Raw genomic sequence first — 9,170 nt, 5'->3', positions numbered from 1 at the left:
CGGCATCCCCGCACCCCCGCCCGACCTCTCCCCGTCATGACCCCGCCCGCCGTCATCCTTCACATCGACATCAACTCGTTCTACGCGAGCTGCGAGCAGGTCTTCGACCCCACGCTGAGACGAAAGCCCGTCGTCGTGCTTTCCAACAACGACGGGAACATCGTCGCGCTCTCGAAGGAAGCGAAGAAGCTGGGTTTGAAGCGCGGCGTCCCCTACTTCAAGGTGCGGGACTTTCTCAACGAAAACGGCGTGGCGGTGAGGTCTTCGAACTACGAGCTCTACCAGTCCATTTCGGACCGCATCATCGACGTGATGAAGGAGATGGTGCCGACCATTGAGCGCTACTCGATCGACGAGGTCTTTGCGGACCTGACCGACCTCCGCCTGACGCCCGAAGAAGCGACCGAACTCGGTCAGGCGCTTCGCGCCCGGCTTTGGAAGTGGCTCCTCATGCCCTCCTGCGTCGGGATCGCGCCCACGAAGACGCTCGCGAAGCTGTGCGATCACTTCGCCAAGACGTACCCCGCCTTCGGGGGCGTCGTGAACTGGTTCGAATTGACCGATGCCCGCCGCGAGAAGGCCCTGGCCTCGACCCCCGTGAAGGAAATTTGGGGCGTGGGCTCCCGCACGGCGGAGGGGCTGCGGGCGATGGGGGCCGACACGGCGCTCGAATTCGTTCAACTTCCCGGAAGTGCGGTGCGGAGCCGCTTCGGCGTCGTGGGGGCGAAAACGAGGGAAGAGCTCTTGGGCCGCATGTGCATCCCGTTGGAACTCACGCCCCCGAAGCCCCTTCAGATCTGCCGCTCGCGCAGCTTCGGCGAAGCGGCGAAGGACGCGGACGCCGTCGCGTCCGCGATCGCGAACCACGTCGAAACGGCCGCCGGGCAGCTCCGCCAACACGGCCTCACCGCGGGCGCGATGACGGTCTTCTTCTACACCGACGTCTTCCGTCAGAACGAACCTCAGGACGCGGCGGAGGTGTTGGTGAGGCTCCTTCACCCGACCTCGGACACGCTGACGCTCACCGCTTTGGCGGTGAAAGCCGTGGAGAAGCGCTTCAACCCCCGCATGCGCTACAAGAAGGCGGGCGTGATTTTGTCGGAGCTCCGCTTCGCGGAGGGTGACGGGAAGGAAGGAAATGTCGGAAAGGCGGCCGCCGGGGCGACCGCGCCGGACCAGCCCTCGCTCTTCGACGGGGTCGACGATTCGGGGGTGCTCGGCGTCTCCTCCGAAATGCTCCGCCGCGAGCATCTCATGAAGACCGTCGACGACTTGAACGCCCGTTGGGGGCGCGGGTCCGTGCGGCCCGCGGCGACGATGTTGTCCGACACCTGGAAGATGAAGCGCGACCACTTGTCGGGCTGCTGCCTCACGCGTTGGGAAGACCTGATCGAAGTTTGGTGAGTGTGGTGAGGTTGGTGGTCGGCCCGGGGCGAGGCGAGGACTGTCCCTTCGGGTGGTGATCCGCCCCCCTTCGGAAGCCGCCTCCTCCACTTTCGGCGTAGTCGCCCTCCGGAAATTTCGGTCAAGAGGCCTATCGAATCGTGCAAGGCCTCGGGCGTAGAATGCCTTCATAACGTTTCCGGATTTGTGTGAATCCGGAGTCGTCCGACCCCGAACACCCAAGGCTCCGCCCAACCCGATCCCCACGCACGATGTCCTGTCACCTCCGATACCGCCGCGCCGAACGGCGCCGCCGCTTGGGCACGCTTCTGATCGGCGTCGCCGCCCTCGCGCTCTTCGCCGCCGACTTGGCCGCGGGTTCGAGCGGGATGACGCTCGACCGGCTCTTCGCGGCAATGGCCGCGGGCCCGGACGCCATGGAGCCCGACGCCATCATTCTTTGGAGCGTGCGCCTCCCGATGAGCGCCACGGCCTTCATGGTGGGGGCGGCCTTGGGGCTCGCAGGCCTTCTCATCCAGACGATCACCGCGAACGCGTTGGCAAGCCCGTCGACGCTCGGCATCACCTCGGGGGCGTCCTTCGGCGCCGCGCTCGCGATCGCCTTCGGGTGGAGCTTCATGGGCGAACTCTGGATGGGGACGATCGCGGCCGCCTTCGTCTTCGCGCTCCTGATCTCCGCGGGGATTCTGTCCCTCGGGCGCTTCCGCGGGATGACGCCGGGCACGCTCATCCTCGCCGGCATCATCATGAACTTCTTCTTCACGGCGCTCCAGCAGTTCCTGCAGTACCGGTCGTCCCCTGAAACGGCGCAACTCATTGCCGGGTGGACCTTCGGGAACCTGGAGCGCTCGAGCCTTCTCGCGGCCGGGGCGGCCGCAGGCGCCTTGGTGCTGACGCTCGTCTTCATGCTCCCGAACGCGTGGAAATTGACCGCACTCACCGTCGGCGAAGAGCGCGCGAAGAGCCTCGGGATCGCCGTGGGACGGCTGCGCCTTGCGGCCTTCGCCGCGGCGGCGCTCCTCGTTGCGGCTTCCGTCTCCTTCATCGGGACCGTGGCGTTTGTCGGGCTCGTGGCGCCGCACGCCGCGAAGCTCATCCTGGGGGACGACGCCCGCGACCTGATTCCGGCGTCGACGCTTCTGGGCGGCGCGCTCCTTCTGGCCTCGGCCTTGACCGCCAAGCTCCTCTCGACGGGCGCGATGCTTCCCGTCGGGATCGTGACGAGTTTGGTGGGCGTCCCCTTCCTCTTCTGGCTTTTGCTGCGCGACCGCGGAGGTTTGAATGCCTGAGTTCCGACACATGCAGACGCCGAACGCGGCGGACGCCATGAACGCCCCTTCCGAATCCACCGAATCCACCGAATCCACCGATCTCAGGCTCGAGCTCTCCGGCCTCGCGGTCACGCGGGGCGAGCGCACCATCCTCGCCGACGTTTCGGCGACCTTGAAGGGCGGCGAAGTGGTCGCCATCATCGGCCGAAACGGCTGCGGGAAGACGACGCTGCTCAAAGCCGCCGCGGGGCTTCTCCCCTATTCGGGGAAGGCCGAGCTCATCCAAAACGGCCGGGTGCTTCCGCGCTCGCACGTCGCGTACCTGCCGCAGTTGGCGGAGGTGAGAAGCCGCCTGACGGTCTTTGAGATGGTGATGCTGGGGCTCGTCCGCAACCTCGGTTGGCGCGTCTCGGACGAAGTTCTGGAGAAGGTCGACCGCACGCTTCACCTCATGCACATCGAACGCCACGCGAACGACCCGGTGGCGAGCCTCTCGGGCGGGCAGAAGCAGTTGGTCTTCATGGCGCAGGCCTTCGTCTCGGACCCGAAGGCGTTGCTCCTCGATGAACCGACGAGCGCCTTGGACCTCCGCCATCAGCTCATCGTCATGGAAGCCGCGCGCGGCTACGCCCGGCGCACCGGGACGGTCGTCGCCGCGGTCGTGCACGACCTCTTTCTTGCCGCCCGTTTCGCGGACCGGCTCCTCATGATCGACGAGGGGCGCGTGCGCGCCTGGGGGACGCCGGAGGATGTGCTCACGCCCGACGTTCTGGACGAGGTCTACCGCGTCGACGCGGCGGTCGAGAAGAATTCCCTCGGGTGGCTCTCCGTCATCCCGAAGCGCGCGAAGTGGCTCGCGTCCGAACTCGGGCACGCCGACGAGGACGATCACGGGCATGACCACGACCATCACGGTCACGGGCACGTCCATCCGCTTCCGAACGAGCACTTCTTCGACGCGGCGCCCGAGCACCTCCCGCACGAACACAGTCACGATCACGCCCATGCGCACGAGCATGGGCACGCCCACGAACACACCCACACCACCCGCTGAGAAATGACCGAAGAACTCATCCGAAACTACTGGAACGCCCGCGCCCGCGGCTACGCCATCGCCACCGTCAACGACGCCGACCCGGAAGACACCCGCCGCTGGCGCGGCGTCTTGGAGGACGTCCTCGCGCCTCTCGAAGACAAAGCCGACGTGAGGATCCTCGACGTCGGCTGCGGCCCGGGGCTCTTTTCGCTTCTCGCCGCGGAGCGCCTCCCCAACGCCCGCGTGACCGCGCTCGACGGCTCGCCCGCGATGCTCGAAGAACTCAAGGCATCGGCCGAAGCCCGCGGGCTTCTGGAGCGCATCACCCTGGTCGAAGGCGACGCCGGGACGATTGATGAGGAAGGCGTCTATGACCTCGTCATGAGCCGCAACGTCCTCTGGAACCTCCCCGACGCCGAAGAGGCGTTGAAGGGCTGGTGGCGGGCGCTCAAGACGGGCGGGACGCTCCTCACCGCGGACGGCAACCACTACCGCTATTTGATCGACGCGACGCACGCCGCGGCCGTCGCCGCGAAGCCCGCGCCGAAGAGCCACGACCCGAAGATCTTCGGGAACGTCGACCCGGCCGTGATGGCCGAGCGCGCGAAGACGCTCCCTTTGACGCGTGAACTGCGCCCCGACTGGGACGTGCGGATTCTGGAAGGCGTGGGCGCGTCGATCGCGTCGCTCTCGACTTCCACCACGCCCGCCCCCGACGGTTCGCCCGTCGTGACGGACTTCACGCTGATCGCGAAGAAGACCGCGTAACCGCAGACCGACCGCACCACCCGCACCGATCCCAACGCCGGCATCGAGCCCCAGGAGGACCACGCCATGACGAACCCGACCGACAAGACCGATCTGAATGAACTCCACCTCGGCCGCCGCCCCTTCCTGCGGGGGCTCGGCCTCACCGCTTTGGGAGGGCTCGCCCTCGCCTCCCCCTTCGGGGCGGCCTTCGCAGCGGATGCGGCTCAAGCGCCCGAGGCCTCCGCCGAGGGCCCCTTCACGGTGACCGACGTCGAAGGCCGCACGGTGGCGTTCGAGCGCCGTCCGCAGAAGTTCGCGGTCGGGAACTACATCCTCGGGTTCCTCTTCGTTTCGGGGGGCGCAGGGCTCGCCAAGGTGGCCGCACTCCCGCAGGACGGTTGGGAGGCGACCCGCACGGGTGAGTACCGGGTGCTCATGCAGGCCTTCCCGCAGCTGAAGTCGATTCCCTCGATCGGGGGCTACCACGACGACATTCTGAAGACCGAGACGATCCTCTCGATCCGCCCAGACGTGCTTCTCATCAACCGGAGCCAGTTCGCCGCCAACAGCGCGAAGGTCGCGGTGTGGGAGAAGGCCGGGATCCGCACGGTGGTACTCGACTATCATTCGATAAAGTTGGAGACCCACGCGAAGAGCACGGAGCTTTTGGGCAAACTCCTCGGCCGCGAAGCGGTGGCGGAGAGCCTCATCCGCGAGTACCGCGACGCGCTGACGTTGGTCGCCGACCGCCTGAAGGATCTCCCCGACGCAGAGAAGCCCAAGGTCTACGTCGAGTGCGGGAACATGGGGCTCGCCGCCTACGGGAACTCCTACAACAAGACGATCCTCTGGGGCGCGATTCTGGAGGCCGCGGGCGCGCGGAACATCGCCCGCGACATGAAGGCGCCCTACGGCGCCCTGGACCGCGAGTTCGTACTGGCGTCGAACCCCGACGTGATCGTGATCGCAGGGAGCATCTGGGCGGGGCACGAGTCCGACCAGATGCGGATGGGCCTCACCGTCAAGGAGGACGAAGCCAAGGCGCGGCTCGCCGGGTTCGCCTCGCGCCCGCTCTGGAGCCGCGTCAAGGCCGTGCAGGAGAAGCGCGTTCTGGGCGTCGACCACGGGAGTCTGCGCATGATGATGGACTACGTCTACACGCTCTGGCTCGCCAAGGAGCTGCACCCCTCGCGCTTCGAGGACGTCGACGTCGAGAAGATTCCCGGGAACTTCTACCGGCGCTACCTCCCCGAGGTCGACCCGGCGGGGACGTTCTTCACGACGTTGTGAGGTCCTCCGCCGACGCGGTGAGCGTCACCGCAGGCGGACCAACGGCAAAGGAGACCTCCCAGCCTCCAAAAAGTTCGATAGCCCGAACGTTGCTACGCGTCCGGGCTTTCGGCTTTCCTGGAGTCCCCGGCGCGGCCGGGACTTTCCCGGAAGCATGTCCCTGCAAGGAGGTCTATTCTTCGCCTCTCTTCTACAGGTTTTCAGCCCATTGAACCGAAACCGAGCCGCACAGGCCTCCGACAGCCATTCCTCCGGGCGGCGCATTCCCTTCCGCGAATTCCCGTCACTTCCGCCGCGCCGGTCGGTTGCGCTCAGACGTTCCGCTCGTAACGGCGGTTCCTTCCTTCGCCGACGGCGCGAAGAAGACCTTTTTCGGTCATGCCGTTCAAGAGCCTGTACGCCGTTTGAGGCGAGCAATCGAGGAGTCCGGCAACATCCGCGCGCGTGACCGACGGCCGCCTCACGAAGGCGTCGAGAAGCACACCTTCCCGTTCGGCCAGAGTCCGCGGTTTTTCGCCCTCGGGTTGAGCCGTCTTCAAGGCGTCCCTGACGCCCGACGGGGACCTCTCCGCCGAAACCGGCGGCTTGAGCAGAATGCTTTGGAAGACTTCGGAAAGCCGACAGGAATTCTCGTCCTCTTCCACGATGAAGCCCTCCTTCGTCATGAGCTCGATTTCCTGATCGACCAAATCGCCCGGAAAGGGGAACCGGACGAGAAGCTTTTCAAAAGTCGTCTTCGGACGTTTGCGAAGCTCCTGAATGAGCATCAGCTGAAGAAGTTTGAATCGTTTTCCACGCTTCTCTTCCAGGTCGTCAATGAAGAATTTGAACGCAGGATCGGGTTTCTCCCGTGAGATGCGCACCTCCACCCGCGCGTCCGTTGAGCCGCCATACCTCGGCCAAACCCTCCCCATCCGCACGGAACCTTCGTAGATTCGGACAAGACCGCGCCCCGTACGTTCCACGAGCCCGATGCGCATCAATGCGTTCGCCAAATGCGGATTGCGCCCGGGGGGCGCAGCCGAGAGGATTTTCTCGTAGGAAACATCCGGCTTGAAACCGCCGGGGTTGGAGATTCGGAGCTCGTCGTCGAAGGCTTGAACCAGAATCGGTTCGTTCCGTCCGTAATCCCGATGACAATAGGCGTTGACGACCGCTTCACGCACGGCCCGTACGTCAAAATCCTTGAGGCCGACCCGGAAGGGACCCGACTCCAACTCCGTTTCGTAGTTGACAGCATTGACGGCATTGATCAGCTGTCGAATGCCGGTGGCGATGGGAAGATCCATCTCCTCTTCGATCCGCTTCGACCAATCGTCGTTCAACACCTGAAAAATGACACGGTGGCCGGGAACGAAGCGTTCGATGGCCGCCCGATGCCCGATCAAAAGCAATCCCGCGTAGGTCGGGCGCCACACGCCGTCCTTGTCCCGTGCAACGATTCCCAAGGCACGGTCGAACGCTTCGTCGTCAAGTTCGAGAAGCGCCTCATCACCCCGATTCGTTCGGATCGTTTCCCTCAGGAAATCCCTTTCCTGCGGATTGAGATCCTGTAGCGTGCTCCGGGAGACCGTTCGGGACGTGAGATCCTGATGACGTCGGCTTTCCAACTCAGTCGGATGTTCGATGGGATGAACGGGCATGTTCTCCAGTGTGCCGTCGCCCTTGATGCGGCGACGCACAACGCGGCCGTCGTTCGCGGACACGATGAAGTCACAAGGAGGAATGCGGATGACGGCGACTGAAAGACCCTCGTCCGTCACGACGATCTCGCTGTGAACCTGAACCGGAGGCATCGTCCTTTCGAGCGCAAAAGCTTCGATCCGCCAGGGATCGATCCATTTCGGACAATCTGCCGGAATGCCCGTCACCGTGCCCGAATCGTCAATGCCGATGTAGAGCGTCCCGCCCGACGCATTGGCGAATCCCACGATGGCGTCGAGAACAGCCCTGTCCGGCAAGCCGGCTTTGGGGACGGCCTTGAATTCAACGAGGATGTCTTCTTTGGAAGGAAACTGCATGGCCTGAAACCTTTGGGCGTGAAAGCCTCGGTTGTCGTACCGCAATCGAGACATGATGCGCTCACGCTTGCGTTCGTGATTGCATTATGATCGCCTCATAACATCTAATGATCGCATTAAGGCAACCAATAAACGCATCCAACAATCAGAAAGCCCGGACGTTCAGCGCGTCCGGGCTTTCGGCTTTCCTGGAGTCCCCGGCGCGGCCGGGGACGCCTCACGGGTTTTTCAGGCCGGGAGATCAGAAGCGGTAGGTGACCCCCGCGCCCACCCCGAAGCGGACCTTGTCCTCGACCATCGGGCTGTCCTTCGCTTCCTTCGCGAGGATGGTCAAGGACGACGACCCGTAGACCGACCAGTGCTCATCGAAGCTGTGAATGACGTGCAGGCCCAGCATCGGCGTCACCGACGCGCCCGCGTCGTAGGCGGCGAGCCCCGAGCGGGCGGACTCCTTAGCGGAGATGCCATAGTAGTAGTCGTTGAAGTTGGCGTCGGCGTAGGTGACCGCGACCGACGGGATCACCTGGGTGCGGCCGAACAACATCGGATAGCTGTAGATGCCCGTGAAGAGGATCCCGTCGCTTCTCCCCAGAACATCGACGCCCAAAATCGCCTGGAAGCGCCCGAATTCGGTATTGAGCGCATAGCCGAGATTCGCGCTCGCCGAGAGCTTGCGGTCGTCGAGCCGCTTCACGCGCCGGTCGTCCGAATCCGACGCGTCAAACGAAAGCGGCATGAGCCCGACGCCCAACGTCACTTCGTGCTGCGCGTTCTTGAAGAGGTACGCGCCCGCTTCGATCCCGTGGACGTAGAGCCGCTCGCCCTCCCAGTTGATGAGCGGGAGCGGATAGACGACGTCGTCGACGCCCTTGTATTCCGAAAACCAGACGTGCGTGCCGAAACCAACCGAGAGGCCCTCGGGGGCGGCCTGGGCGGGAGCTGCGGTCAAGGCGGTCAGGGCGGTCACGGCGGTGAGAGCCGAGGCGAAAGCGGCGGCAAGTGCGGCGGGATTGTTCTTCTTCATGGTCAGTGGGGTCGGGCCTTGCGGCCCCTCAACGGTTGATCTCTCTCGGGCTGCGGGCGGTCGTGCGGTCATGCGGTCGGAGACCTCCCCCGCAGTCCTCTCCGAATAAAGGGCCGGAGTTTAGTTAAGGCGCATTCGACAGTCAACCGCAGGATTCTGCGGAAACAATTCCGGTACGGTTCATCTGTCCGACCCCGTCCGACGGACGTGCGCACGCCCCGATCCTAGGAGACGGACGACCGGATCGGAGACCAAGTCCGCGCAGCGCATCCGGCTGTCCGGAAGAACGATGCCGCCCGGCCGACGCCCGCTACTCGGTACCGGCCGGACGGTTCGGACAACGGACTTAGGAACAGTAAAGAAATAAAATTTAC

At 64.6% G+C, this 9,170-nt stretch carries 7 protein-coding genes; 5 read left to right on the top strand and 2 right to left on the bottom strand.

Features of this window, described 5'->3' with window-relative positions:
* The 5 genes from HMPREF9440_RS01515 to HMPREF9440_RS01495 form a co-directional block, all read left to right on the top strand.
* Window positions 1-1,404 (top strand): Y-family DNA polymerase (locus tag HMPREF9440_RS01515; RefSeq protein WP_216586052.1); only part of this gene is annotated, 1,404 nt, incomplete at its 5' end.
* Window positions 1,405-1,655: 251 nt separating this feature from the next.
* Entirely contained in the window at window positions 1,656-2,693 is a 1,038-nt protein-coding gene (locus HMPREF9440_RS01510) for a FecCD family ABC transporter permease (protein WP_008540814.1), read from the top strand.
* Complete coding sequence (locus HMPREF9440_RS01505; protein ID WP_008540813.1) at window positions 2,686-3,729, top strand: ABC transporter ATP-binding protein; 1,044 nt, start codon at window positions 2,686-2,688, stop codon at window positions 3,727-3,729. Before HMPREF9440_RS01510 ends, HMPREF9440_RS01505 begins: the two co-directional genes overlap by 8 nt.
* A 3-nt stretch (window positions 3,730-3,732) precedes the next feature.
* The gene (locus HMPREF9440_RS01500; protein WP_008540812.1) at window positions 3,733-4,479 is read left to right on the top strand and encodes a class I SAM-dependent methyltransferase; all 747 of its coding nucleotides are present in this window, start codon (window positions 3,733-3,735) and stop codon (window positions 4,477-4,479) included.
* A 66-nt stretch (window positions 4,480-4,545) separates the two neighbouring features.
* Entirely contained in the window at window positions 4,546-5,751 is a 1,206-nt protein-coding gene (locus tag HMPREF9440_RS01495) for an ABC transporter substrate-binding protein (protein WP_008540811.1), read from the top strand.
* A gap of 311 nt (window positions 5,752-6,062) precedes the next feature.
* Here HMPREF9440_RS01495 and HMPREF9440_RS01490 read toward each other — a convergent pair whose 3' ends face one another.
* A complete protein-coding gene (locus HMPREF9440_RS01490; RefSeq protein WP_040763195.1) occupies window positions 6,063-7,772 on the bottom strand; it encodes an RNA-binding domain-containing protein in 1,710 nt (569 codons plus the stop codon).
* Window positions 7,773-8,013: 241 nt separating this feature from the next.
* Window positions 8,014-8,796: a MipA/OmpV family protein gene (locus tag HMPREF9440_RS01485; RefSeq protein ID WP_008540809.1), complete on the bottom strand. Its 783-nt coding sequence runs from the start codon at window positions 8,794-8,796 to the stop codon at window positions 8,014-8,016.
* Window positions 8,797-9,170 lie beyond the last annotated feature (374 nt).

It is taken from the genome of Sutterella parvirubra YIT 11816 (assembly GCF_000250875.1).
GTDB classification, from domain to species: domain Bacteria; phylum Pseudomonadota; class Gammaproteobacteria; order Burkholderiales; family Burkholderiaceae_F; genus Sutterella; species Sutterella parvirubra.
Note: the sequence above shows the minus strand (reverse complement) of the source record. Positions and strands in the feature narration are given on the sequence as shown.